This is a genomic window from Pantoea sp. B9002, assembly GCF_013385945.1.
Taxonomy (GTDB): Bacteria; Pseudomonadota; Gammaproteobacteria; order Enterobacterales; family Enterobacteriaceae; genus Pantoea.
Genome location: NZ_JACAPA010000052.1, coordinates 36,128 through 58,389, shown reverse-complemented (window position 1 = coordinate 58,389; position 22,262 = coordinate 36,128). Strand labels below are relative to the sequence as shown.

General features: G+C 54.6%; 21 protein-coding genes. 10 read left to right on the top strand and 11 right to left on the bottom strand.

Annotated features, from left to right (window positions below):
- Nucleotides 1-50 precede the first annotated feature (50 nt).
- Both HX773_RS22125 and HX773_RS22120 read right to left on the bottom strand, forming a co-directional pair.
- Nucleotides 51-839: a molybdopterin-dependent oxidoreductase gene (locus HX773_RS22125; protein WP_176973336.1), complete on the bottom strand. Its 789-nt coding sequence runs from the start codon at nucleotides 837-839 to the stop codon at nucleotides 51-53.
- 10 nt (nucleotides 840-849) lie between these two features.
- Complete coding sequence (locus tag HX773_RS22120; protein ID WP_176973362.1) at nucleotides 850-1,461, bottom strand: cytochrome b/b6 domain-containing protein; 612 nt, start codon at nucleotides 1,459-1,461, stop codon at nucleotides 850-852.
- A gap of 326 nt (nucleotides 1,462-1,787) precedes the next feature.
- Here HX773_RS22120 and HX773_RS22115 point away from each other — a divergent pair, with 326 nt between their 5' ends.
- A complete protein-coding gene (locus HX773_RS22115) occupies nucleotides 1,788-2,498 on the top strand; it encodes a response regulator transcription factor (RefSeq protein ID WP_176973335.1) in 711 nt (236 codons plus the stop codon).
- A gap of 10 nt (nucleotides 2,499-2,508) precedes the next feature.
- Nucleotides 2,509-3,981 carry a HAMP domain-containing sensor histidine kinase gene (locus HX773_RS22110; protein WP_176973334.1) on the top strand — a complete coding sequence of 491 codons (1,473 nt, stop codon included), beginning with the start codon at nucleotides 2,509-2,511 and terminating at the stop codon, nucleotides 3,979-3,981.
- Nucleotides 3,982-4,032: 51 nt separating this feature from the next.
- Here HX773_RS22110 and gyrB read toward each other — a convergent pair whose 3' ends face one another.
- The 4 genes from gyrB to dnaA all read right to left on the bottom strand — a co-directional run bounded on the left by gyrB (nucleotide 4,033) and on the right by dnaA (nucleotide 10,195).
- Entirely contained in the window at nucleotides 4,033-6,441 is a 2,409-nt protein-coding gene (gene gyrB, locus HX773_RS22105; protein WP_008105298.1) for a DNA topoisomerase (ATP-hydrolyzing) subunit B, read from the bottom strand.
- A gap of 17 nt (nucleotides 6,442-6,458) precedes the next feature.
- The gene (recF, locus tag HX773_RS22100) at nucleotides 6,459-7,544 is read right to left on the bottom strand and encodes a DNA replication/repair protein RecF (protein WP_176973333.1); all 1,086 of its coding nucleotides are present in this window, start codon (nucleotides 7,542-7,544) and stop codon (nucleotides 6,459-6,461) included.
- 138 nt (nucleotides 7,545-7,682) lie between these two features.
- Nucleotides 7,683-8,783: a DNA polymerase III subunit beta gene (dnaN, locus tag HX773_RS22095; RefSeq protein ID WP_176973332.1), complete on the bottom strand. Its 1,101-nt coding sequence runs from the start codon at nucleotides 8,781-8,783 to the stop codon at nucleotides 7,683-7,685.
- Nucleotides 8,784-8,788: 5 nt separating this feature from the next.
- Nucleotides 8,789-10,195: a chromosomal replication initiator protein DnaA gene (gene dnaA, locus HX773_RS22090; protein WP_008105301.1), complete on the bottom strand. Its 1,407-nt coding sequence runs from the start codon at nucleotides 10,193-10,195 to the stop codon at nucleotides 8,789-8,791.
- Nucleotides 10,196-10,797: 602 nt separating this feature from the next.
- Here dnaA and rpmH point away from each other — a divergent pair.
- From rpmH to HX773_RS22060, 6 genes are all read left to right on the top strand, one after another.
- A complete protein-coding gene (rpmH, locus tag HX773_RS22085) occupies nucleotides 10,798-10,938 on the top strand; it encodes a 50S ribosomal protein L34 (protein ID WP_003849659.1) in 141 nt (46 codons plus the stop codon).
- A 14-nt stretch (nucleotides 10,939-10,952) separates the two neighbouring features.
- A complete protein-coding gene (rnpA, locus tag HX773_RS22080) occupies nucleotides 10,953-11,312 on the top strand; it encodes a ribonuclease P protein component (RefSeq protein WP_036648555.1) in 360 nt (119 codons plus the stop codon).
- A complete protein-coding gene (gene yidD / locus HX773_RS22075; RefSeq protein WP_007893564.1) occupies nucleotides 11,276-11,533 on the top strand; it encodes a membrane protein insertion efficiency factor YidD in 258 nt (85 codons plus the stop codon). The genes rnpA and yidD overlap by 37 nt, the downstream gene beginning before the upstream one ends.
- Nucleotides 11,534-11,535: 2 nt before the next feature.
- Nucleotides 11,536-13,182, top strand: a complete 1,647-nt coding sequence (yidC, locus tag HX773_RS22070; protein ID WP_176973331.1) for a membrane protein insertase YidC — start codon at nucleotides 11,536-11,538, stop codon at nucleotides 13,180-13,182.
- Between the two features lie 84 nt (nucleotides 13,183-13,266).
- Complete coding sequence (gene mnmE / locus HX773_RS22065; RefSeq protein WP_008105304.1) at nucleotides 13,267-14,631, top strand: tRNA uridine-5-carboxymethylaminomethyl(34) synthesis GTPase MnmE; 1,365 nt, start codon at nucleotides 13,267-13,269, stop codon at nucleotides 14,629-14,631.
- Nucleotides 14,632-14,837: 206 nt separating this feature from the next.
- Nucleotides 14,838-15,428, top strand: a complete 591-nt coding sequence (locus HX773_RS22060) for a malonic semialdehyde reductase (RefSeq protein ID WP_176973330.1) — start codon at nucleotides 14,838-14,840, stop codon at nucleotides 15,426-15,428.
- 48 nt (nucleotides 15,429-15,476) lie between these two features.
- On the opposite strand, the gene HX773_RS22055 is transcribed toward HX773_RS22060, so the two are convergent.
- Nucleotides 15,477-15,986 (bottom strand): flavin reductase family protein, encoded by a 510-nt coding sequence (locus HX773_RS22055; protein ID WP_176973329.1) that lies wholly within the window; start codon nucleotides 15,984-15,986, stop codon nucleotides 15,477-15,479.
- A 294-nt stretch (nucleotides 15,987-16,280) separates the two neighbouring features.
- Here HX773_RS22055 and HX773_RS22050 point away from each other — a divergent pair, with 294 nt between their 5' ends.
- Entirely contained in the window at nucleotides 16,281-17,027 is a 747-nt protein-coding gene (locus HX773_RS22050; protein ID WP_176973328.1) for a 4'-phosphopantetheinyl transferase superfamily protein, read from the top strand.
- 28 nt (nucleotides 17,028-17,055) lie between these two features.
- Here the strand turns inward: HX773_RS22050 and HX773_RS22045 are convergent, their stop codons facing one another.
- On the bottom strand, nucleotides 17,056-18,369 hold the full coding sequence (locus tag HX773_RS22045) for an NCS2 family permease (RefSeq protein ID WP_101763902.1): 1,314 nt from the start codon (nucleotides 18,367-18,369) through the stop codon (nucleotides 17,056-17,058).
- A 151-nt stretch (nucleotides 18,370-18,520) separates the two neighbouring features.
- Between HX773_RS22045 and yieH the strand changes: the two genes are divergently transcribed.
- Nucleotides 18,521-19,183 carry a 6-phosphogluconate phosphatase gene (yieH, locus tag HX773_RS22040; RefSeq protein WP_176973327.1) on the top strand — a complete coding sequence of 221 codons (663 nt, stop codon included), beginning with the start codon at nucleotides 18,521-18,523 and terminating at the stop codon, nucleotides 19,181-19,183.
- 197 nt (nucleotides 19,184-19,380) lie between these two features.
- On the opposite strand, the gene HX773_RS22035 is transcribed toward yieH, so the two are convergent.
- The 3 genes from HX773_RS22035 to pstB all read right to left on the bottom strand — a co-directional run bounded on the left by HX773_RS22035 (nucleotide 19,381) and on the right by pstB (nucleotide 22,261).
- Nucleotides 19,381-20,619, bottom strand: a complete 1,239-nt coding sequence (locus HX773_RS22035; RefSeq protein ID WP_176973326.1) for an MFS transporter — start codon at nucleotides 20,617-20,619, stop codon at nucleotides 19,381-19,383.
- Between the two features lie 119 nt (nucleotides 20,620-20,738).
- Entirely contained in the window at nucleotides 20,739-21,473 is a 735-nt protein-coding gene (gene phoU, locus HX773_RS22030; RefSeq protein ID WP_007893583.1) for a phosphate signaling complex protein PhoU, read from the bottom strand.
- 14 nt (nucleotides 21,474-21,487) lie between these two features.
- Nucleotides 21,488-22,261, bottom strand: coding sequence for a phosphate ABC transporter ATP-binding protein PstB (gene pstB / locus HX773_RS22025; protein WP_007893584.1), 774 nt, complete (start codon nucleotides 22,259-22,261; stop codon nucleotides 21,488-21,490).
- Nucleotide 22,262 lies beyond the last annotated feature (1 nt).

Genomic DNA, 22,262 nt, shown 5'->3' with positions numbered 1-22,262 from the left:
TTTTTAGGTTTATAAAAGGTGTTGGCGCAATAAGGCACCGGATTAAAGGATCAGCTTCCGCCGAACCAGTTGTAGCCTTCGTCTTCCCAGTAACCACCGGTATAACGATTGGTTATTTCAATCACCTGAATATGTTTCGGATTTTTGTATCCCAGTTTGGTGGGAATACGGATTTTCATCGGATAACCATATTCAGGCGGTAGAATTCGTCCATCCCAGCTCAACGCCATGATGGTTTGCGGATGCAGCGCCGATGCCATATCGATGCTGGTGTAGTAATCATCCGCACACTTGAAGCTGACATATTTGGCGTTGGTATCGGCGCCAATCAGTTTCAGGAAATCAGCAAAACGCACGCCGCCCCAGCGACCAATCTCACTCCAGCCTTCCACGCAGATATGCCGTGTGATTTGATCAATCTGCTGCATGTTGTAGAGCTCAGGCAGCGACCAGCTGCGTTTATCATTTACTAGTCCGGCAATCTCCAGACGCCACCGATCGCCGTTGATCTGTGGAATGTCCTCTTCACCGTAAAAAGCATTGAACGGGAAGGATTGCGAGATACGATCGGCGCTGTATTCCGGTGACAAATTCGCCGGATTAAACAGCCAGCTCTGCACGCGATCGTTGAAGCGGGAAAAGCTATTTAGCACGCCTTCAACGTCCGGTTTATCACTGAGATCGCAGCCGGTTAGCATCACTACGCCGCCGAGCGTTAAGCCCTGACGTAAAAAGCGGCGACGCGATGAGGAGTCCAGTTTGCGCGCCAGTAACTGCTGCGCTTCTTTAACCAACGCATCTGCATCGCCAGGCGAAAGATCGACATTTATTTTTTTCATTTCGCTCTCCTTAGCGTCCGCGCAACATGGCAAGTAGGGTTTTTGGTACCAGCGCGACCATCACAATATGCACCGCGACAAATCCCACCAGCGCTGTCATCGCATAAAAATGGATGTAACGTGCCGCTTCATAGCCGCCCAGCAGATCACGTAGTAATCCAAACTGCACTGATTTCCACAGCACTAAACCCGACAGCACCAGCAACAGGCAATCCACCATCACAAACAGGTACGCGGCGCGCTGCACATTGTTGTATTGGCGTAAATCCGCGTGAGCCAACTTGCCTTTCAGCGCGTTCATCGCATCCCGCAGGATTCCGCTTACGCTCAGCGGCAGAAATTTCTTAGCAAAGCGTCCGGTTACCACATTCATCGCCAGATAAATCACGCCATTCGCGGCAAAAATCCACATGGCAGCGAAGTGCCATTGCAAAGCGCCACCCAACCAGCCGCCGAGGGTGATTTCACCCGGAAAGCGAAAATCAAACAGTGGCGACGCGTTGTAAATGCGCCATCCACTCAACGTCATGATCACGATGGCTGCGGCATTCATCCAGTGACAAACCCGCAGCCACCAAGGATGGATCACCGCTGAACATCCTGGTTTTTCATCCATCTGCATATCCATTTAACCGGTCCCTTCTGTTAAGTCAGGCCGCATTCTGCCTTCAGCACACCAAACCCGATGACAAGAAATGTCTCAATACGGTAATGAGCTCATTCTCTGTTTACTTTCCATTTGGCTTATCAACGTCAGCCATTTCCCCTGGATTAGGCGCCGTCATTTCTCTTAATTTCCATCCATGTCTGAACGGAGAGGCCAAAATCTGAATGCTATTGTGGCCAATTGTTGTTCACCAAAGCCTCACGTCGAGTTAAACAAAATGTGAAAACTCCGAGGGGCTTTAAGCGGTAATATTGATTAAATTAGCGAAGCAGGAAGGGATGATGAACGACGCAAAAAAAGTACTTATCGTCGAAGATGACAGCGGAATCGCCGACGTTCTCCGCTTAAACTTTCAGGATGAAGGTTATGATGTGACGCATGCGGCCGACGGTAACCTCGCCGTACAGTTACTGGAATCCCAGCATTGGGACGCCTTGATTCTCGATTTGATGTTGCCCGGTATTGATGGGCTGGAAATCTGCCGCCGGGCACGCGCCATGAAGCGCTATACGCCAATCATTATGATCAGCGCGCGATCCAGTGAAGTGCATCGCGTATTGGGGCTTGAGTTGGGTGCAGATGATTATCTGCCGAAGCCTTTTTCGGTGCTGGAGTTGGTGGCGCGACTTAAAGCGCTGTTTCGTCGTCAGGAAGCGATGAACTTAAATTCACGCATGGAAGCCGGCACCTTACACCTCAATGCGTTGATGATTGATCCGGTGGCGCGTGAAGTCTGGCTGCATAATAAACCCGTCACATTGACACCGCGTGAATTTGACCTGCTTTACCACTTCGCTAAGCATCCCGGAAAAGTGTTTTCCCGCCTCAATCTGCTCAATCAGGTTTGGGGTTACCAGCACGATGGTTATGAACATACCGTGAACACACACATCAACCGTTTACGGTTGAAAATTGAAGATAATCCCGCCGAACCTCTCTACATCCTGACGGTGTGGGGAAAAGGCTATAAATTTTCGCTGCCAGCGAACTAGGTTATAGATGATGAAACGCCTGACACTCAGCCAGCGCCTGGCGCTGGTTTTTGCTTCCTTGCTGTTACTTTGCACACTGCTGTCAGGCTGGATGCAGATCCGCGTCAACGCGCAATATGGCAGCGCGGTGGTGCAGCGTTTATCCGATGGATTAGCGCGCAGTATCGCCAGCCTCAATCCCAATATGATTGGTGAGCAAGGTGTGAATCTGCCGCTGATGAAGGCGTTGTTTAGTGATTTGATGGTGCTCAATCCCAGTGTGGAAGTCTATTTGCTGGATTTGCAGGGCAATATTCTCGCCGATGCGGCACCGCCTGATCATATCAAACGTACCAGCGTGAGCCTGGCGCCGATCAAGGCGCAGCTTAATGACGCTACGTCGCCGGTTTACGGTGATGATCCGCGTAATCTGCAGGAAAATAAGGTGTTTAGCGTCGCTCCGCTGGCTCTAAATGGCCAGCCAGCCGGTTATCTCTATGTGATTTTACAGGGCGAGAATTATCACCAACTGGCGAAGGAAGCGCAGATCGACATTCTTATGCGCACGTCATTGTGGTCTTCTTTGCTGGTGGTGTTATTTGGTCTGACGGCGGGCGCGGTGGCGTTTAGTTTAATCACGCGACCGATGCGGCAGTTAACGCAGCGCGTACGTCAACTTAACCGCGACGATATGACCGAGATTAAACAACTCGCTGAACTTCCGTTGCCAAAACCACACGAAAAAGACGAAGTCAGTTTGTTGCAAGGTGCCTTTGTTGGCATGGCGCGCCGCGTCGCCTTCCAGTGGGAAAAGCTGGCTTATCAGGACCAGCTGCGCCGCGATTTTGTCGCTAATATCTCGCACGACTTGCGTACGCCGTTGACCACCTTGCACGGCTATCTCGAAACTTTGCTGTATAAATCAGACAGCCTGAAATCGGCTGAGAGCCAGCGTTATCTTCATATCGCGCTATCGCAAAGCCAGAAAGTCAGCATGCTGGCGCAGCAGCTTTTTGAGCTGGCGCAGCTGGAATATGGCGTGATCAAGCCCAACCGCGAAATGTTTAGCCTCTCAGAGCTGACTTACGATGTGGTGCAGAAGTTTGAGTTGATGGCCAGCACGCGCAACATCCGTTTTGTGGTGGATATGCCCGATCAGCTACCTCAGGTAAATGCGGATGTTTCGATGATCGATCGCGTGCTGACTAACCTCTTGGACAATGCCATCAAACATACGCCAGAAGCGGGAACCATTGAGGTGAAACTGCGCAGCGCTGCACAAGAGGTAGAAGTCAGCCTGAAAGATTCCGGGCCGGGCATTCCGGAAACGTTACGTGCCACCTTGTTTGAACGTCCATCGGCGTTGACGCATGCTAGCACGCGCAAAAACAGCGGAGGTTTGGGATTGATGGTGGTGCGCCGCATCCTGCAGCTGCATGAGCGTGATATCCGACTGGATGATCAAACATCGGGCGCCTGCTTCCGTTTCTCCGTCCCACGCTGAAAACAAAAAACCCTTCCACCGGGGAAGGGTTTTTACGTTTTGCCGTGTCGATTAGATATCGATGTTGGCGGCTTTCAGCGCATTCTCTTCGATGAAGGCGCGACGTGGTTCTACCGCATCGCCCATCAAGGTGGTGAACAGCTGATCGGCAGCAATCGCATCCTTGATGGTCACGCGCAACATGCGACGGCTATCGGGATCCATAGTGGTTTCCCACAGCTGCTCTGGGTTCATCTCACCCAAACCTTTATAACGCTGTACTGACAGACCGCGACGCGACTCTTTCACCAGCCACTCAATCGCCTGCTCGAAACTGGTGACCGGCTGACGACGTTCGCCACGTTCGATATAGGCATCTTCTTCGATCAGGCCACGCAGCTGCTCGCCCAGCGCACAGATTTTGCGGTATTCCGGTCCATCGATGAACTCGCTATCCAGCGGATAATCGGTATCAACGCCGTGCGTACGCACACGCAGCACCGGTTCAAACAGGTTCTGCTCATGGTTGGCGCGAACATGGGCCAGATAGCTGCTGCCGTGCGCTTCACGCTCGGTCAGATACGCCACTAAACCGTCGATCCAGCCCTTCACGTCGGCTTCATTGCTGAGGTCGCTTAAGGTCGGATGGTAGATCAGGCCGCGCAGCAGAGCCGTAGGGAAACGGCGCTCCATACGTTTGATCATGCGCTGCGTGCCGTTGAAATCAGCCACCAGCGTTTCCAGCGGCTGACCGCCCAATGCCGGTGCGCTGGCGTTGGTGTGCAGCGTTGCGCCGTCAAGCGCGATGGAAATCTGATATTGATCCATCGCTTCGTCGTCTTTAATGTACTGTTCTTGCTTGCCTTTCTTCACTTTGTACAGTGGCGGCTGCGCAATATAGACGTGACCACGTTCGACGATTTCTGGCATCTGACGGTAGAAGAAGGTCAACAGCAGCGTACGAATGTGCGAGCCGTCGACGTCCGCATCGGTCATGATGATGATGCTGTGATAACGCAGTTTGTCCGGATTGTATTCATCACGGCCGATACCACAGCCCAGCGCGGTGATCAGCGTGGCAACTTCCTGCGAAGCGAGCATCTTGTCGAAACGCGCTTTCTCCACGTTCAGGATTTTACCCTTCAGCGGCAGAATCGCCTGATTCTTACGGTTACGACCCTGTTTAGCTGATCCGCCTGCAGAGTCACCCTCCACCAGGTAGATTTCAGACAGCGCCGGATCGCGCTCCTGACAGTCGGCCAGTTTGCCCGGCAGACCGGCCAAATCCAGCGCGCCTTTACGGCGAGTCATTTCACGTGCACGACGTGCAGCTTCACGCGCACGCGCCGCATCGATGATTTTGCCGACCACGATTTTCGCGTCAGACGGGTTTTCCAGCAGGTATTCTGCCAGCAGTTCGTTCATCTGCTGCTCAACCGCCGATTTCACTTCAGAAGAGACCAGCTTATCTTTGGTCTGAGAAGAGAATTTCGGATCCGGCACTTTCACGGAAACTACAGCAATCAGGCCTTCACGCGCATCGTCACCGGTCGCGCTGACTTTAGCTTTTTTGCTGTAGCCTTCTTTATCCATGTAGGCATTCAGCGTACGCGTCATTGCGGCACGGAAGCCGGCCAGGTGCGTACCGCCGTCGCGCTGTGGAATGTTGTTGGTGAAGCAGTAGATGTTTTCCTGGAAACCATCGTTCCACTGCAGCGCCACTTCCACGCCAATGCCATCTTTCTCAGTCGAGAAGTAGAACACCGTTGGGTGAATCGGGGTTTTGTTCTTGTTGAGATACTCAACGAACGCCTTGATGCCGCCTTCGTAGTGGAAGTGATCGTTCTTGCCGTCGCGTTTGTCTTCAAGACGAATCGAGACGCCAGAGTTCAGGAACGACAGTTCACGCAGGCGTTTCGCCAGGATTTCGTATTCAAACTCAATCACATTGGTGAAGGTTTCATAGCTCGGCCAGAAACGCACGCGAGTACCGGTTGCATCGGTATCACCGGAAACCGCCAGCGGTGCCTGCGGCACGCCGTGCTGATAAACCTGCTGATGCACTTTGCCTTCACGGCGAATGGTCAGCTCCAGCTTCTGCGACAGGGCATTTACGACTGAAACGCCAACGCCGTGCAGACCACCGGAAACTTTATACGAGTTATCATCAAATTTACCTCCTGCGTGCAGGACGGTCATGATCACTTCAGCAGCAGAGACGCCCTCTTCCGGGTGAATGCCGGTAGGAATACCACGGCCATCATCTTGCACTGAGACAGAGTTATCTGCATGAATAGTAACGGTAATATCACTACAGTGACCGGCGAGCGCTTCGTCGATTGCGTTATCCACGACTTCGAATACCATGTGATGCAGACCGGTGCCGTCATCCGTATCGCCGATGTACATACCCGGGCGTTTGCGTACCGCATCAAGCCCTTTAAGGACTTTGATACTTGAGGAGTCATAAGAATTCGACATCAACGTTTCTCGCTCATTTAATCTTCAGGTTGAACCACTATTTTACCCTGTTCCACGCGGAACATCTTGCCCTTTTCATCACTCATGTCGATTACATGCTCGACACCAATGGCGCTGACAAATACTTGAGCCTGCGTGGCTTTTAGGCGTTCAGCTAACAGCCGACGACGGGTGTCATCCAGCTCTGAGGCAAAGTCATCAATCAAATACAAACAGCGACGTCCGCTGCTGCGCGTCAGATATTCGCCCTGCGCTAAGCGCAACGCACACATCAGCAGTTTTAATTGACCGCGTGAGAGTAAATCTTCCACCGGCGTGCCTTCTGCACGAATACGAAAATCGGCTTTGTGCGGGCCGCTGGCGGTGTAGGTGAGCGCGCGGTCGCGCTCGAAATTGCGTTCCAGCAGGTCGGCGTAATCGCTCTCTTTATCCCAGCCGCGCTGGAAAGAGAATGCCAACTCAAACTCCGGTAAAAATTGGCCGCAGGTGGCGATGATCTCGCGGGAAATCGCCGCGCTGTATTCGGCGCGCCAGGCGCTGATTTGCTCGGCCAGCGGCACCAGTTCCTGATCCCACGGACGAATCTGGCTATAGCGCGAAACCTGACGCAGCGCCGCATTGCGCTGTTTCAGCAGGCGACGCAAATTGCTCCAGGCATGGAAAAAACCGGGCGAGGCGTGAAAGCAGCCCCAATCGATGTAGGCACGACGGTATTTTGGACCGCCATTGAGCAGGGTAAATCCTTCCGGCGTAATCAACTGCATCGGCAGCAGCTGCGCTAACTCGGCGACTTTGTGACCATCGCTGCCATCAATACGCACTTTGCTGTCGCCAGCACGATTTTTTGTCAGGCCAACCGACATTTCACGTTCGCTGCCTTCAATGCGGCCGTGCAACACAAAGGCGTCCTGATCGTGACGAATCACGCGGCCCGCTTGCAAACTGCGAAATGCGCGACCGTGCCCCAGCGTGTAAATCGCCTCCAGCACGCTGGTTTTGCCGCTGCCGTTGGCACCAACAAGGAAATTAAACCCCGGCGCTAAAGCCAGATCGGCTTGCTCGATGTTGCGAAAATCTTTAATCAGGAGGCGGGTTAAAGCCATGAAAAGTCCGGGTCGAAGTGGTTTTCACCTCCCCCGCTTGCGGGGGAGGCTGGGTGGGGGAAAGACAGCAAAATCGCGTAACTGCTCGCTGTCCCTCCCCCTAGCCCCCTCCCACAAGTGGGAGGGGGAATGGCATGATCACAAGCGCATTGGCATCACGACATAGGCTGCGGCTGGACTGGCGACATCCTCAATCTGCACGCTCGATACGCCATCGGTCAGCAGCAAACGCACGTTCTCGCACTTCAGCGCATTCAACACATCCAGCACGTAGCTGACGTTGAAGCCAATCTCCAGATCGGTGCCGTTGTAAGAGACATCCAGCATCTCTTCCGCTTCTTCCTGTTCTGGGTTATTCGCCGTGATCTTGAGCTGATTTTCGGTGATATAGATGCGAACGCCGCGGAATTTCTCATTCGAGAGAATCGCCGCACGCGCAAACGCCTGTTTTAAAATATCACAGCCGGCTTCCAGCGCTTTGTCGGGATTCTTCGGCAATACGCGGCGATAATCCGGGAAACGGCCATCAACCAGCTTCGAAGTAAAGATAAAGTCGCCAACGTGTGCGCGGATGTTGCTGCTGCCGATTTGCACCTGCAGCGGCGTTTCGCCACCGTCGAGCAAACGCATCAACTCAATCACACCTTTACGCGGCACGATCACCGAATGGTTCGGCAGCGCCTGACCAATCGGCATAGAGCACACTGCAAGGCGGTGACCATCGGTGGCGACGGTACGCAACTCTTCGCCTTCAGTTTCGAACAGCATACCGTTGAGGTAATAACGCACATCCTGATGCGCCATTGAGAACTGCGTGGCTTCAATCAGGCGTTTCAGCGTCGCCTGCGACAAGGTGAATTCCACCTCGCTCTGCCAGTCATCCAGATTCGGGAAGTCGCTGGCGGGCAGCGTTGACAGCGAGAAACGGCTGCGGCCAGAACGCACCAGCATTCTGTCGCCTTCCAGCGTCAGGCTGATCTCAGCGCCTTCCGGCAAACCGCGGCAAATATCGAGGAATTTACGCGCGGGAACCGTGGTGGCGCCCGGCTCGTGTGGCTGCGTCAGCGCAACACGGGCTACCATTTCCATTTCCAGATCGGTACCGGTCAAGCGCAGCGAGCCTTCGCTAACCTGCAGCAGTAAATTTCCGAGGATCGGCAGCGTCGGGCGTCCGCCAAGTGGACCGCTAACCTGTTGCAGTGGCTTCAGTAACTGCTCACGTTCTACAATAAATTTCATATGCGTCAGGAAGATAGTGTTCGAATGAGGTTAGAGAAATCTTCTTTGATGTCGTGGCTCTCTTCACGCAGCTGCTCGATTTTACGGCAAGCGTGAAGCACGGTGGTATGGTCGCGGCCACCAAACGCATCGCCAATCTCCGGCAAGCTGTGGTTGGTGAGCTCTTTCGCCATCGCCATCGCCATCTGGCGCGGACGCGCTACCGAACGCGAACGGCGTTTCGACAGCAAATCCGCCACTTTAATTTTGTAATACTCGGCCACCGTTTTCTGAATATTATCAATGGTGACCAGCTTTTCCTGCAGCGCCAGCAGATCGCGCAACGCTTCGCGCACGAAATCGATGGTAATAGCGCGACCGGTAAAGTTCGCGTTGGCAATCACGCGGTTCAGCGCGCCTTCCAGCTCGCGGACATTGGAACGTAAACGCTTAGCAATAAAGAAGGCGACTTCACCCGGCAGGCGAATATCGTTTTCATCGGCTTTCTTCATCAGGATCGCGACGCGCGTTTCCAGTTCAGGCGGCTCGATCGCCACGGTTAATCCCCAGCCAAAACGGGATTTAAGGCGATCTTCTACGCCGTTGATCTCTTTTGGATAGCGATCCGAGGTCAGGATGATCTGTTGGTTGCCTTCCAGCAGCGCATTGAAGGTATGGAAGAACTCTTCTTGCGAGCGCTCTTTATTGGCAAAGAATTGAATGTCATCGATCAGCAGCGCATCAACCGAGCGATAGTAACGCTTAAACTCTTCAATAGCGTTGTTCTGCAAGGCTTTAACCATGTCCTGCACAAAACGCTCAGAGTGCATGTACACCACTTTGGCATTAGGCTTGCGCGCAATAATGCCGTTACCCACCGCGTGCAACAGGTGAGTTTTACCCAGGCCGGTGCCGCCATAAAGGAACAGTGGGTTATACGCGCCGCCAGGATTATCCGCCACCTGACGTGCCGCCGCGCGCGCCAGCTGGTTCGATTTACCTTCAACGAAGTTGTCGAAGTTGTGACGGTTATTCACATTGGAGCGGTAAGTAACATCCGCCGGCGCAGGCACCGAATCCCAGCTTGGGCGCAGGATTTGCGTCGGCGCGGGACGATTTTCAATCGGTGCAGGCGCGCTGTAACTGGAAGTGGCCATCGCCGGTTGGCTGGTTGTTACCTGAGCGGCAGGACGCGTGCCGACTTCGAAACGCAGTAACGGCACATTTGCACCGCAGAATTCATTCAGCAGCCCATTGATACTATTGAGATATTTATCTCTAACCCAGTCGAGTACAAACCGATTTGGTGCATACAAGGTCAGCGTATTGTCGTTCAATTCAGCTTGCAGCGGACGAATCCACATGCTGAATTCGGTGGCAGGAAGCTCATCCTGCAAACGGGCAAGACACTGTTGCCAAAGCGTAAGTGACACGGCGGACTCCACTCGTACAAAATCGATAAGAATTTTAGGCGCTAATAAATAGAAACGTAATTTTTAGACACAGACGGTTGGAAAGCGCCTGCGACCGCTATTCGCGGTAGTCTTCCCCGGCGATCGCAGTGAGGATCGTCAGCGGAAGGGCGGATCATAACGTAAAGCCGCACAGAGATCTTCCCTTTCTACACAGTTTTGATCCAATTTATCCACAGGCTGCTGAAGCGATAATGAGTTTACGCTTTCTGCGAAAAAAGCCAGCGTTAATGTGGCTGAAAGCGGTAATTTTTCTGGCGAGCTCTCGTTTCTGCGCAACAAATCTGCAAATTGATCGCAAGAAGATCCTGCGCGATCCTTGCGCTTTAACCCACAGCCCGTATAATTCCCCACCCGGCATTATTGCGTGAAGCCTTGATGCCCGGAATCAGCGGGCTGTATCTGGGTTTCCAGGTGCCGCGACCAGCGAAGTAAATTGACTCTGGACTGTACAATTATTACAATCCCGCCTCTTTATTAAAGACACATTGAGGCGTTGGTCGATTTACTGGCCCGAAAACGCGTCACCCAGTGAAAATTTTCAAGTTTAGGTAGAAATCGCCATGAAACGCACTTTTCAACCGTCCGTACTGAAGCGCAACCGTTCACACGGTTTCCGTGCTCGTATGGCAACAAAAAATGGTCGTCAGGTTCTGGCACGTCGTCGTGCTAAAGGCCGTTCTCGTCTGACCGTTTCTAAGTAATAAAGCTAACCCTCGTGGTTAAGCTCGCATTTCCCAGGGAGTTACGTTTGTTAACTCCCACTCATTTCACTTTCGTCTTCCAGCAGCCACAACGAGCCGGTACGCCGCAAATCACCATACTCGGCCGACTTAACGCGCTGGGGCATCCCCGCATCGGTCTCACCGTCGCAAAAAAACATGTAAAACGTGCCCATGAACGCAACCGGATCAAGCGATTGACCCGCGAAAGCTTTCGTCTGCGTCAACATGAGCTCCCTGCAATGGATTTTGTGATCGTGGCTAAAAAAGGGATTGCTGACCTGGATAACCGTGCGCTGACGGAAGCGTTGGAGAAACTATGGCGTCGTCACTGTCGCCTGGCTCGCGGCTCCTGATTGCCCTGATACGCGTTTATCAACGCGCCATCAGCCCACTGCTGGGACCTCATTGCCGGTTCCATCCCACCTGTTCGCAGTATGGGATTGAGGCCTTACGCCGCTTTGGCGTTGTAAAAGGCAGTTGGTTGACGATAAAACGCGTATTAAAATGCCACCCTTTGAACCCGGGTGGTGACGATCCTGTGCCGCCAAAAACCTTTGATACCAGAGAACATTAACGATGGATTCGCAACGCAATCTCTTTCTCATCGCTTTTCTGTTCGTGTCTTTTATGATCTGGCAAGCCTGGCAGACGGACCACGCTCCGCAGCCACAGCAAACCCAGACCACGCAAAACACAAGCAGCGCAGCGGGTGATGCCGCCACTTCCGGCGTGCCGGCTAGCGGACAGGGCAAAACGATCACCGTTAAGACAGATGTCCTGTCACTCAACATCAATACGCGTGGTGGCGATATTGAGCAGGCTCAGCTGCTGACTTACCCGGACAAACTGGGTTCAGATGCACCGTTCCAGCTGCTTGAAACCACACCCGCCTTCGTTTATCAGGCGCAGAGCGGCTTAACGGGCCGTAACGGTCCGGATAACCCGAACAATGGCGCACGTCCGCTGTATACCACTTCGCAAGATAGCTTCGTGATGGCGGATGGCCAGAGCGAACTGCGCGTACCGTTGACCTGGACCGGTGAAAACGGCGTGGTTTACACCAAGACTTTCGTCTTCAAGCGCGGTGAATATGCGGTAAACGTTGACTACAACATCAACAACACCACTCAGCAGCCGCTGGAAGTGTCGATGTTTGGTCAGCTGAAGCAGACCATCGACGTGCCTAAGCACCGCGATACCGGCAGCAACAACTTTGCTCTGCACACCTTCCGTGGCGCAGCGTACTCAACCAGCGATGCGAAATACGAAAAATATAAATTCGACACCATCGCGGATAACGAGAACCTGAACACCACCACCAGCAATGGTTGGGTGGCGATGCTGCAACAGTACTTTGCTACCGCCTGGGTGCCGCGCACGCAGGGTAACAACACGCTGTACACCACTAACCTCGGCAATGGCGTAGCAGCAATTGGCTACAAATCTGCACCGGTTACCGTTGGCGCAGGCGCACAGCAAGATCTCGGCGCAACGTTGTGGGTAGGCCCGGAAATTCAGGATCAGATGGCAGCCATCGCGCCTCACCTGGATCTGACCGTCGATTACGGCTGGTTGTGGTTCATCTCTCAGCCGCTGTTTAAGCTGCTGAAGTTCATCCACAGCTTTATCGGTAACTGGGGCTTCTCCATTATCGTTATCACCTTCATCGTGCGTGGCATCATGTACCCGCTGACTAAAGCGCAGTACACCTCCATGGCGAAGATGCGTATGCTGCAGCCGAAGATTCAGGCGATGCGTGAACGTCTGGGTGATGATAAGCAGAAGCAGAGTCAGGAAATGATGGCGCTGTATAAGGCGGAGAAAGTGAACCCGCTGGGCGGCTGTCTGCCACTGGTTATCCAGATGCCAATCTTCCTGGCCTTGTACTACATGCTGTCAGGCTCGGTTGAACTGCGTCATGCGCCGTTTATTCTATGGATTCATGACCTGTCAGCGCAGGATCCGTACTACATTCTGCCGATCATCATGGGTATCACCATGTTCTTCATTCAGAAGATGTCACCGACCACCGTGACCGATCCGATGCAGCAGAAGATCATGACCTACATGCCGGTTATCTTCACCGTGTTCTTCCTGTGGTTCCCATCAGGTCTGGTGCTGTACTACATCGTCAGCAACCTGGTGACCATTCTCCAGCAGCAGCTGATTTATCGCGGCCTGGAAAAACGTGGTCTGCATAGCCGCGACAAGAAGAAAGCGTAACGTCTGACTGCAATCAGCAGCAGCGTATAATTAAGGGGCGGCATTTATGTCGCCCTGTTTTTTTGTTTTGAGAAAAGGTGAATCATGAGCCACAGCGACACTATCGTTGCCCAGGCGACGCCTCCCGGCCGCGGCGGCGTCGGCATTCTGCGTATCTCCGGCGCCAAAGCCGCTGAGGTGGCGCAAGCCGTGCTCGGCAAGCTGCCAAAACCGCGCTATGCCGACTATCTGCCCTTTACCGACGCCGATGGCAGCGTGCTCGATCAGGGCATTGCGCTGTGGTTTCCTGGCCCGAACTCCTTTACCGGTGAAGATGTGCTGGAGCTGCAAGGCCACGGCGGCCCGGTGATTCTCGACCTGCTGCTCAAGCGCATCGTGGCGCTGCCCGGCCTGCGCATTGCCCAGCCAGGTGAATTCTCGGAACGCGCCTTCCTTAACGACAAGCTCGATTTAGCGCAAGCCGAAGCGATTGCCGATCTGATCGATGCCAGTTCAGAGCAAGCCGCCCGCTCGGCGGTGAACTCGCTGCAAGGCGCGTTTTCCCTGCGCATCAATGCGCTTGTGGAAGCACTTACTCACCTGCGCATCTATGTGGAAGCGGCCATCGACTTCCCAGATGAAGAGATCGATTTCCTTTCCGACGGCAAAATCGAAGCCCAGCTCAATGTGGTGATCGGTGACCTCGACGGCGTGCGTGCCGAAGCACGTCAGGGCAGCCTGCTGCGCGAAGGGATGAAAGTGGTGATTGCCGGTCGTCCGAATGCCGGAAAATCGAGCCTGCTGAATGCCTTAGCCGGGCGCGAGGCGGCGATTGTCACCGATATCGCTGGCACCACGCGCGACGTCCTGCGCGAGCACATCCATATCGACGGCATGCCGCTGCACATCATCGATACCGCCGGTTTACGTGAAGCCAGCGACGAGGTCGAGCGCATAGGTATTGAACGCGCGTGGCAGGAGATCGAGCAGGCCGATCGCGTGCTGTTTATGGTCGATGGTACCACCACTGACGCGACCGAAGCCGCCGCGATTTGGCCAGATTTTGTTGCCCGCTTGCCGGAAGCGCTACCGATTACCGTGGTGCGTAACAAAGCGGATATGACCGGCGAAGTGCTGGGCCTAACCGAAGTGAACGGCCACTCACTGATTCGTCTCTCGGCGCGCACCGGTGAAGGTGTGGAAGCGCTACGCGATCACCTGAAACAGAGCATGGGATTTGCCGGCAATATGGAAGGCGGATTCCTCGCCCGCCGCCGCCATCTGCAAGCACTGGAGTTAGCCGCAACGCACTTGCAGCAGGGCAAGCATCAGCTGTTAGGCGCGTGGGCCGGCGAATTGCTGGCAGAAGAGTTACGGTTAGCGCAACAGGCGCTGAGCGAAATCACCGGTGAATTCACCTCCGACGATCTGCTGGGCAGAATCTTCTCCAGTTTCTGTATTGGTAAGTAATGGCATGTTACGTGGTCGCCATGAATGGCGACCCTACGGCGTTCTAATGTAGGGTGCGCAATCCCGTTATTCATGCGTCTTTGTTATTTGGCTCCCCAACGCCTTTGCAGTATAACGATCACTGCCCGGCGAACAGGTCCTGCTGGGTACATTCATTATTCATGCTAAATATTGGGCGCAAGTTGCTGCCTGAACAGGAGAGAAACATGAGTACAACGCTCGACAGCGTGGCGCTGAACGCGCTGTTCAATGAAGCCCGCACCCACAGCTATTGGCAGGACAAACCGGTTTCTCAGGACGTGCTGAAGCAGCTCTATCACCTGACCGCGCTGGGCCCAACCTCGGCTAACTGCTCACCGGGCCGTTTTGTGTTTGTGACCTCGCAGGAAGGCAAAGAGAAGCTGAAACCCGCGCTCTCCTCCGGCAACGTCGATAAAACCATGGCCGCACCGGTAACGGTGATCGTGGCGTGGGATCCTGAATTCTACGAAGCGCTGCCGAAGCTGTTCCCGCACGGTGATGCGCGCAGCTGGTTTACCAGCAGCCCGGATCTGGCAAAAGAGACCGCGTTCCGTAACAGCAGCTTGCAGGCAGGTTATTTGATTCTGGCCGCGCGTTCGCTGGGTCTGGATGCCGGCCCGATGTCCGGTTTCGATCCGTCAAAAGTGAACGACGCGTTCTTTAGCGAGAGCAAATGGCAGGTGAACTTACTGATCAATCTCGGCTATGGCGAAGCCAGCAAACTGCACGCGCGTCTGCCGCGTCTCGGCTTTGATGAAGCCAGCACCTTTGCCTGATTGAGAAAAGGCGTCGGGCTTAGCCCACGACGCCCCTTTTCTGCGCGGTTATCCCAGTGAATGGAAGCCGCTATTGAAGTAGATCATCGGCTCTGCTGCTTCACCTGGCAGAGCGATGCCCACGATACGCGCCAGCAGCACGCTGTGCGTGTTCCACTCCACCACCTTCTCCAGCTGGCAATCAAAGCTCACCAGCGCATCAGCCAGAATCGGCGAGCCGGTATTCAGCGTCTGCCACGCACCGTTTTGAAAACGCTCGGCGCGGCGTGAGGATTGGCTGAACTGGGCGCACAAGTCGTCATGCTGTTCACGCAGCACGTTAACGGCAAAATGGCCGGCTTCGATAAAGGCATCATGACTGGATGCGCTGCGATTAACGCACACCAGCAGACTGGGTGGCTCAGCCGCCAGCGAACTGACCGACGTCGCAATCAGCCCCAGCTTTTCGCCCTGAAATTCGGTGGTAACCAGAGAAACACCCGCGGTTAAGCGACGCATGCCGTGACGAAACTCATCAAGCGAGATCGATTCCTGGCGAGAAATAGCAGTATCTGACATAAAAAAACTCCGACGTGCCTGTTTTACAATGCGCACAATGGGCAGATGAATGAAGAGTTAGCGCACTTTGATGTGCTGTTTTACTGCCCAAATCCTACACCACATCACACAGTTAGGCACTCAATCCGGCATGTTTCTGCAAAAGCGTTCTATGCAAAGTTGCCAAATGGGATTGCCGTACGGCTTCGTCCTTATCTGAAATATCGCCTATTCCATCTTAAGCCGGATGCAAACCCATGAGAAAATTCTTACAATAGCACTGATGATTATTCGACCATTTTCACGGAGCGACAGATGGCTAGTCATTTTGTACGTTGGATAGGTAATCCGCCCTTTTCTTCCGAGAACATGCGGGTGCCACAGGAAGTGATAAACAGCGCTCAGCGCTTTGCTGACAAGCGTCGCGGACGCTTTCTCGCCGCACGCGAACTGCTGGCTCAGCTGATGCTGCGCGTCTACGGCATTCGCGAACTCCCCGCACTGATGACCACCAGCAGCGGACGTCCCTGCTTTGCCGATGCCAACCTGCCCGATTTCAGCATTTCCTACGCCGGAAACACCATCGGTGTGCTGCTGGCCGAAGAAGGCGGTCGCGCCGGACTGGATATGGAAATTGTGCGCGCGCACAGTCGTCAAACGCAGGACATGCTGACGCAGGATCTCTCTTCCGGCGAAAAAGCCTGGATCAACGCGCAGCAGGATTTCATGGAAGCGCTGACGCAAATCTGGACGCTGCGCCAAAGCATTCTCAAGCTCACCGGCGAAACCGATAGCGGTATTGATTCACTGCGTTTGCATCCTGCGGCCGGTCGGCTGCGTTCCACCGTGTTCCCCGATATTCAGGCGGTGTGTGATGCTGAGCCCACGCTGGTGTGGTCGTGCGCGCTGTCGCCCGGCACTGAACGCTTACATTTGTGGGAGATTGATGGCGCGCAGCAGTGGCAAGCACTGCGCGATGTCGAGATCAGCAAACCCAATATCGGGCCTCGAACCCTGCGCCTGACCAGTTTGGTCACGCCGCATGAGATGGGACACCCGTAAAAAAGGCCGCATTAGCGGCCTTTACTGTTTAGTGGGCGTCGATAAAGACGATTTTCAGCACGAACAGTAGCGCAACCACCACCACGCACGGGCTGATTTCACGCCAGCGGCCGGTTCCCAACTTCATCACGCAGTAAGAGATAAAGCCCAGCGCGATACCTTCGGTGATCGAGAAGCTGAATGGCATCATCGCCGCAGTAACGAATGCTGGCACCGCTTCGGTGAGATCGTCCCACTGCACGCGTGACAGCGACGCCGTCATCAATACGCCAACGTAAATCAGCGCGCCCGCCGCCGCATAAGACGGCACCATCGCCGCCAGCGGTGACAGGAACATCACCAGCAGGAACAGAATCCCGGTGATCACCGCCATCAGGCCGGTACGACCGCCGATCGCCACGCCGGACGAACTTTCAATGTAGGCGGTCACCGATGAGGTACCAATCAGCGAACCGGTCACCGAACTGATGCTATCAACGTACAGCGCCTGCTTCATGCGCGGGAAAGTGCCTTTCTCGTCGGTCAGCCCGGCTTTATCGGTCACGCCAATCAGCGTGCCGGATGAGTCGAACAGATTCACCAGCATAAAGGAGAAGATCACCCCGGCCATGCCGATGTTGAACGCGCCTTTGATATCAACCTGACCCACAACGGATGTGATCGCTGGCGGAGCCGCGAACACGCCGCTGAATTTCACATCGCCAATAATCAGGCCCAGCGCGGTCGTCACCACAATCGATACCAGCACCGCCGCATGGATGTTGCGTGAAGCCAGAATCGCGATGATGAAGAAACCGAGCGCCCCAAGCAGCACGCTGTGTGAGGTCAGATTGCCAACGGCAACGATGGTGTCAGCATTTGGCACGATGATGCCGGCGTTTTTCAGCCCCATCATGGCGATAAACAGGCCGATACCGGCGGTGATGCCAACGCGCAGGCTGAGCGGAATGTTGGCAATCATCCAGTAACGCACGCGCAGCAGCGTCAGGATCAGCAAGCCTAATGCGCCCCAGAAAATCGCGCCCATGCCAATCTGCCACGAATAACCCATGGCACCGACCACCACAAAGGCGAAGAAGGCGTTCAGGCCCATCGCCGGTGCCAGTGCTACCGGCAGATTCGCCACCAGCCCCATCAGAATGCTGCCGAACGCGGCAATCAAGCAGGTAGTAACAAACACCGCCTGCGTATCCATGCCCGCCACACCGAGAATTTGCGGGTTAACGAAAACGATGTACACCATCGTCAGGAAAGTCGTGCAACCGGCAATCACTTCGGTACGCACGGTGGTTCCGTGTTCCTGCAATTTGAAGATGCGCTGCAAAAGGCCCTGATTAGTCATTCCACTGTTCCGCTAAAAAATTTATCGCCGCGTATCCTATAGAGTTTAGCGCGGCAAAACACTGATTATTCGCAACCGGTTGCTCAGGGTCGCTTTCTGCGCTCAGTGCGCTAGAGTGTCAGCTTATTGTTTAACAAAAGGATGATGTGCGATGTCGGTTGAATGTATTTTTTTTGATTGCGACGGCACGCTGGTCGACAGCGAAGTGATCTGTACGCAAGCTTACGTCAACACCTTTGCCCGCTACGGTATTGAACGCTCTCTGCAGCAGATGTTTGAGCAGTATAAAGGGGTAAAGCTCTACGACATCATCCGCGATGTGGCGGCCGAACATCAGGTTGAGTTGCCGCTCGACAAGGTGGAAACCGCCTATCGCGCCGAAGTGGCTAGATTGTTTGATCTCGATTTAAAGCCGATTGCCGGTGCCAAAGCGCTGGTGGAAAGTGTCAAAGTGCCGATGTGCGTGGTTTCAAATGGCACGGTGAAGAAGATGCAGCATTCGCTGGGATTGACCGGCATGCTGCCGCATCTCGAGGGCAAGCTGTATAGCGGATATGACATTAACCACTGGAAGCCGGATCCGGAATTGATGTATCACGCCGCCGAGCAGATGCAGGTGCCGATTGAGAAGTGCATTCTGGTGGATGATTCCGAGGCGGGCGCGCGTGCAGGGATCGCAGCCGGGATTCCGGTGTTTTACTACTGCGCCGATGCGCACAATCCCGAGTTAGATCATCCGCTGGTGACGCGCTTTGATGATATGGCGCAGTTGCCAGATCTGTGGCGCGCGCGTGGCTGGGATTTGGTGGGGTAGTGCTCGCTTTCCCCCTCTTCGGTTCGTGCTGGCTGTCCCCCTCCTCGGTCCGTGCTGGCTATCCCCCTCCTCGGTCCTCCCCCATGAATGGGGGAGGAAGATGCTGCAATATATGAGTTGGGAGTTGCATGTGGCAGCATCTCCTTCCCCCATTTATGGGGGAAGGCCGGGATGGGGGACAGCCAGCACAATCCAAATCAGCCAATCGCCCCTAACGAATCCTCATTACTCTGCTTCTTCGGCAGCAGGAACAGCGTGGCGGCGATATCCAGCAGATAAATCAGGGCCAGCAGCGTAATCGCTGCGGTGAAGGAGATATTGGTCGCCAGCAGGCCAATCACCAATGGACCAAAGCCGCCCACGCCACGCCCCAAATTAAACAACACGTTCTGCGCTGTCGCGCGTGCCTGCGGCGGGAAAGTGTCGGAAATCAGTGCGCCGTAGCCGCCAATCATGCCGTTCACAAACATCCCCATCAGCGCGCCGGTAAACAGCATCACCGTAGGATCGCGCAGCTGCGCATACACCACCACCATCACCACCGCGCCGAACTGATACAGCAGGAAGATTTTCCAGCGCGCGAAGCGATCGGCCAGCACACCAAACAGCCAGATGCCGAACGTCATGCCCACCACCGTCACGGCGGTCCACAGGCCAGATTTGGTCAGGCTGAAACCGAAGTTGGACGACAGATAGCTCGGCATCCAGATCATCAATCCGTAGTAACCAAAGTTCTGCACTGAACAAAGAATCAAAATCCCCAGGCTGGCTTTGCTGGTGGTACGATCGGCGAACAGCAATTTAAGACGTGCGCCAAACGAGAGCTGCGGCGTTTTCTCCACGTGGCGGGTAAAGCTCTCCGGCTCGCCCATGCTGCGGCGAATCACAAACGACACCAGCGCCGGCAGCAAACCGACGAGGAACATGCCGCGCCAGCCAATCACGCTCAGCAGCGGCGGCGTGATAAAGGCCGCCAGCAGCACACCAAGCTGCCAGCCAATTCCCACCCACGCCGAGGCGCGGTTGCGCTTCTCTTTCGGCCAGGCTTCGGCAATCAGCGCCATGCCGATACCGAACTCGCCGCCCAATCCCACGCCCGCCAGCGTGCGGTACACCAGCAGATCCCAATAACCCTGCGCCACGGCGCACAAGCCGGTGAATACTGAGAACACCAGAATAGTGACGGTGAGAATACGGATGCGACCATAGCGATCGCTCAGATGACCAAACACAATGCCGCCGATCACCGCGCCGATCAGCGTCCAGGTGACCAGCGAACCGGCCTGAGAAGGATCGAGCGCCAGCGAGACACTGATCGCCGGCAGCATAAAGCCAAGAATCAGCAGATCAAATCCGTCCATCGCGTAGCCGCTGATGGCAGCCACCATGGCTTTCGCCGGTGTTATGGCTTGTTTTTTAGGAGTTGGGGAAGACATGTAACAGCACCTGGCAGAAAAAAGTGCGCCAAGTATAAAGAGAGGGAATCGCCGAGAACAGACAGAATTTAAGCAGGCGACCCGTTAGCCACAGTGGCAACGGGCCGCCGAAGCATCAATCAAGAGGGTTTATTGCTGCCGTCGTCGCCCGACAGCAGTTCATCCAGCTTGTCGCCGCCCACATGACGGAAATCCTGACCTTTGACGAAATAGAAGATAATTTCGCAGATGTTCTGGCAGCGATCGCCGATACGCTCGATGGCGCGCGCGCAGAACAGCGCGGTCAGCACGCTTGGGATGGTGCGCGGATCTTCCATCATGTAGGTCATCAGCTGACGCACGATGCCTTCGTACTCTTTATCCACCTTCTTATCTTCGCGGTAGATTTTGATGGCTTCGTTGAGATCCATGCGCGCGAACGCATCCAGCACGTCATGCAGCATCTGCACGGTGTGATGACCCAGCGCTTCGAGGCTGACCAGCAGCGGCAGGTGCTGCTGGCTGAATTTCTCCAGCGCGGTGCGGCTGATTTTTTCCGCCACGTCGCCAATGCGTTCCAGCTCAGAAATGGTCTTGATGATCGCCATTACCAAACGCAAATCGCTGGCGGTAGGCTGGCGTTTGGCGATGATGCGCACGCAGGCTTCATCAATCTCCACTTCCATCATGTTGACCTTCTGGTCGCCGTCGATGACGTGACGCGCCAGCTCGCCATCCTGGTTGTGCATCGCGGTGATGGCGTCCATCAGCTGCTTCTCAACCATGCCGCCCATGATCATCACTTGCGTGCGAATGTGCTCCAGCTCCGCGTTGAACTGACCGGAGATGTGTTTGTTCAGATTTAAATTATCCATGTGCGTCTCCTGAATCAGCCGTAACGACCGGTGATGTAATCTTCGGTCTGCTTCTGTGCGGGCTTAGTGAACAAGGTATCGGTATCGCTGAACTCAATCAGCTCGCCCAGATACATAAAAGCGGTGTGGTCAGAACAACGCGCAGCCTGCTGCATGTTGTGCGTCACGATCACCACAGTGTAATCCTGCTTCAGTTCGGTGATCAGCTCTTCAATACGACCGGTGGAGATCGGATCCAGTGCGGAGCAAGGCTCATCCAGCAACAGCACTTCCGGGCGAATCGCGATGCCGCGGGCGATGCACAGACGCTGCTGCTGGCCGCCGGAAAGACTGTAACCGCTCTGATGCAGCTTGTCTTTGGTTTCATTCCACAGCGCGGCTTTGGTCAGCGCCCACTGCACGCGCTCATCCATATCGGCACGCGACAGCTTCTCAAACAGACGTACGCCGAAGGCGATGTTGTCATAAATCGACATCGGGAACGGCGTTGGCTTCTGGAACACCATGCCGACGCGTGCGCGCAGCAGGGCGATATCCTGATTGGAAGCCAGAATGTTATCGCCATCCAGCAGGATGTCACCTTCGGCACGCTGCTCCGGATAGAGCGAGTACATTTTGTTGAAGGTGCGCAGCAAAGTGGATTTACCGCAGCCTGATGGGCCGATAAACGCGGTCACCTGATTTTTGGTGATATCCAGATTGATGTTTTTCAGCGCGTGAAACTTACCGTAATAGAAGTTCAGATTACGGACCTGAATTTTACCGGCTGATGAAGTCACGTTACTCATT

What these genes read in the sequence shown, in the direction of transcription:
- rpmH (WP_003849659.1), top strand. Translation starts at nt 10,798, where the DNA reads ATGAAACGCACTTTTCAACCGTCCGTACTGAAGCGCAACCGTTCACAC.
- HX773_RS22045 (WP_101763902.1), bottom strand. Translation starts at nt 18,369, where the DNA reads ATGACTAATCAGGGCCTTTTGCAGCGCATCTTCAAATTGCAGGAACAC.
- HX773_RS22110 (WP_176973334.1), top strand. Translation starts at nt 2,509, where the DNA reads ATGAAACGCCTGACACTCAGCCAGCGCCTGGCGCTGGTTTTTGCTTCC.
- yidD (WP_007893564.1), top strand. Translation starts at nt 11,276, where the DNA reads ATGGCGTCGTCACTGTCGCCTGGCTCGCGGCTCCTGATTGCCCTGATA.
- HX773_RS22125 (WP_176973336.1), bottom strand. Translation starts at nt 839, where the DNA reads ATGAAAAAAATAAATGTCGATCTTTCGCCTGGCGATGCAGATGCGTTG.
- HX773_RS22055 (WP_176973329.1), bottom strand. Translation starts at nt 15,986, where the DNA reads ATGTCAGATACTGCTATTTCTCGCCAGGAATCGATCTCGCTTGATGAG.
- phoU (WP_007893583.1), bottom strand. Translation starts at nt 21,473, where the DNA reads ATGGATAATTTAAATCTGAACAAACACATCTCCGGTCAGTTCAACGCG.
- HX773_RS22115 (WP_176973335.1), top strand. Translation starts at nt 1,788, where the DNA reads ATGAACGACGCAAAAAAAGTACTTATCGTCGAAGATGACAGCGGAATC.
- HX773_RS22050 (WP_176973328.1), top strand. Translation starts at nt 16,281, where the DNA reads ATGGCTAGTCATTTTGTACGTTGGATAGGTAATCCGCCCTTTTCTTCC.
- recF (WP_176973333.1), bottom strand. Translation starts at nt 7,544, where the DNA reads ATGGCTTTAACCCGCCTCCTGATTAAAGATTTTCGCAACATCGAGCAA.
- gyrB (WP_008105298.1), bottom strand. Translation starts at nt 6,441, where the DNA reads ATGTCGAATTCTTATGACTCCTCAAGTATCAAAGTCCTTAAAGGGCTT.
- mnmE (WP_008105304.1), top strand. Translation starts at nt 13,267, where the DNA reads ATGAGCCACAGCGACACTATCGTTGCCCAGGCGACGCCTCCCGGCCGC.
- HX773_RS22060 (WP_176973330.1), top strand. Translation starts at nt 14,838, where the DNA reads ATGAGTACAACGCTCGACAGCGTGGCGCTGAACGCGCTGTTCAATGAA.
- HX773_RS22120 (WP_176973362.1), bottom strand. Translation starts at nt 1,461, where the DNA reads ATGCAGATGGATGAAAAACCAGGATGTTCAGCGGTGATCCATCCTTGG.
- yieH (WP_176973327.1), top strand. Translation starts at nt 18,521, where the DNA reads ATGTCGGTTGAATGTATTTTTTTTGATTGCGACGGCACGCTGGTCGAC.
- HX773_RS22035 (WP_176973326.1), bottom strand. Translation starts at nt 20,619, where the DNA reads ATGTCTTCCCCAACTCCTAAAAAACAAGCCATAACACCGGCGAAAGCC.
- yidC (WP_176973331.1), top strand. Translation starts at nt 11,536, where the DNA reads ATGGATTCGCAACGCAATCTCTTTCTCATCGCTTTTCTGTTCGTGTCT.
- pstB (WP_007893584.1), bottom strand. Translation starts at nt 22,261, where the DNA reads ATGAGTAACGTGACTTCATCAGCCGGTAAAATTCAGGTCCGTAATCTG.
- dnaN (WP_176973332.1), bottom strand. Translation starts at nt 8,783, where the DNA reads ATGAAATTTATTGTAGAACGTGAGCAGTTACTGAAGCCACTGCAACAG.